Origin of the sequence: Kitasatospora sp. NPDC047058 (assembly GCF_040643935.1) — a bacterium.
Classification (GTDB): domain Bacteria; phylum Actinomycetota; class Actinomycetes; order Streptomycetales; family Streptomycetaceae; genus Kitasatospora.
On sequence record NZ_JBEYVJ010000761.1, the window covers coordinates 1 to 1,891 of the forward strand.

A 1,891-nucleotide genomic window follows, 5' to 3' on the forward strand; every position below is an offset into this window, starting at 1 on the left:
CTCGGCTGCAACGGCATCGGTTCCTGGCGGCACAACCTCGCCAAGGACGGGATCTGGACCTGCGGCGGCTCTCCGATCGTCTCCGGGTACGTCCTCGTCAACTTCCTCAGCTACGGCTGCAACGGGGTCGGCGCCTGGCAGCACGCCATCGCGAAGGTCGGCCTGCGCACCTGCCCCGGATCGCCCATCCCGGCGGGCTTCCGCGCGACCACCTACTGGGCGGCCGGCTGCAACGGCCTCGGCTCCTGGTTCCTCGAAGCCGCCTGAAGCCGCCTGATGCGGAGGGCCCCTGTTCTGCGTCCGTAGCCGTCGGCCAGGCAACTCCTTCTCCTCGCGAGGGCGCCCGGTAGCCGAGTCCGTTGAGTCGGCTACCGGGCGTCGGGGCTGTCCGGCCCGGCCGTGGCTGCCTCCTGGCCCCTGTCGGAGGGTCCGGCGAGGAGACGTCGTCGCGTGTTCGCGGTCGAGCCCGGATGGGGCTCGCGCCGAGTGATCTGCGTGAGCCCGGCGGCCTCCGGCGGCCCGCTGGTCGGCAATTGGCATGATGGCTGGCGGCAGGTCTCAGGTGTCTCTTGAGGAGTGACTATGGTGTCCAGGACCGGAGCCGCTGAACGGGACGAATGGTCCTATTCGCCGGCTGTCGGCGTCGGACCGCTCCGGTTCGGTATGACCGTCGACGAAGTGGTCGAGGCGGCCGGGACAGTCGGTCGGACAAAGGTCAGTGATTGTGCACGGGACCACGCGATCTTCTCGCCGACCCGGAAGGTCGAAGTCCACCGTCGCGGGGTGGCTCCTTCACCGCCTGCCGTCACGGCCTACGTGAGCGAAGCCGCGGGGCTGTTCTGCATCGCTGCCGACGCCGTGCACGGCCCTCAAGTCGCCTACGACGGTCTCCCGCTGGTCGGGAGGGACCTGTCCGAGCTGGAGAGCGACGCCATCGCCTATGCCGAGGCGATGGACGTGCACTTCCGCTACACGCCCGAGGGCTACGCAGGACCGGATGATCCCGGGGTCGTCATGCGCGGGCAACTGGTCGGGCAGGTCCTCCGATCTCGTCCGTTGTTCATGGTGACGCGCGACGGCGCGAACACCGAGTGGGACTCGCTGCCCTACGAGGAGTACCTCGTCAACGGTCGGTCCACGGCCTGACTCATGACGAGAGACGGAGACTCCTGAACACGCCGGCTCACCGGTCGAGGCTCGTCGACACGTGTTCCTCCCGGTCTCGTCCCGCGGGCGACGCCCTCGCGCCGCCGACCAGGTGAGGGGAAGGGAGGAAGGGCCGGTGGACAGATGATGGACAGCCAGGTGGGGACGGTGACCGACCACGCGGCCGTCCGGGTCAGGACTGCCGTCGCAGCCAGGAGCCGAGGGTTGCGTAGTCGCCGTCGGTCAGGCCCCGGCGGGGGTCGACGCGGTGGAGCAGAGCGGGGGCCGGGTGGTGGGCGGCGACCCAGGTCCGGTCGGTGCCGGTGATCTCGTCGTCGGCCCAGGCGAACGGGCGGCCTGCTGCCCACGCGACGAGGGCGCGGGTCTTCCAGTGCAGTCCGTCGCGCTCGTCCTGGGCGTCGGTGGCGGACGGCTCCGGCCAGATCACGACGGCCAGCTGCGGCAGGCCGATCAGGGGGGCGATGCACTCGTTCGCGTCGCCCATCCAGGTCGTGGCCCAGACGACCTCGCACGGGAGCGCGGCCAGCCGCGGCCCGTGGGCGGGATCGATCCTGGCCAGGAGCGGATTCGCGTAGGTGCCGAGCAGCGCGTGGCCCGCCGCGTACGTCGGGTACTGCTGCGGCGCCGCGCCGAACGGGATGAGCGGGCCGTCGACGTCGAGGAACAGCAGCGGTCGCTGCGCAGAGCCGGTCACGGCAGCACGATAGCGACCAGCCTCCTGCAC

Annotated in this window: 2 protein-coding genes and 1 pseudogene; 2 read left to right on the plus strand and 1 reads right to left on the minus strand. The window is 70.8% G+C overall.

Going from position 1 to position 1,891, the window contains the following annotated elements; genetic code table 11:
* A pseudogene (locus ABZ885_RS40220) lies at window positions 1–267 on the plus strand (hypothetical protein); the annotation flags it as partial.
* 549 nt (window positions 268–816) lie between these two features.
* Window positions 817–1,146 (plus strand): hypothetical protein, encoded by a 330-nt coding sequence (locus ABZ885_RS40225; protein ID WP_360200023.1) that lies wholly within the window; start codon window positions 817–819, stop codon window positions 1,144–1,146.
* Between the two features lie 193 nt (window positions 1,147–1,339).
* Here ABZ885_RS40225 and ABZ885_RS40230 read toward each other — a convergent pair whose 3' ends face one another.
* On the minus strand, window positions 1,340–1,861 hold the full coding sequence (locus ABZ885_RS40230; protein ID WP_360200025.1) for an HAD domain-containing protein: 522 nt from the start codon (window positions 1,859–1,861) through the stop codon (window positions 1,340–1,342).
* Between the last annotated feature and the right edge of the window lie 30 nt (window positions 1,862–1,891).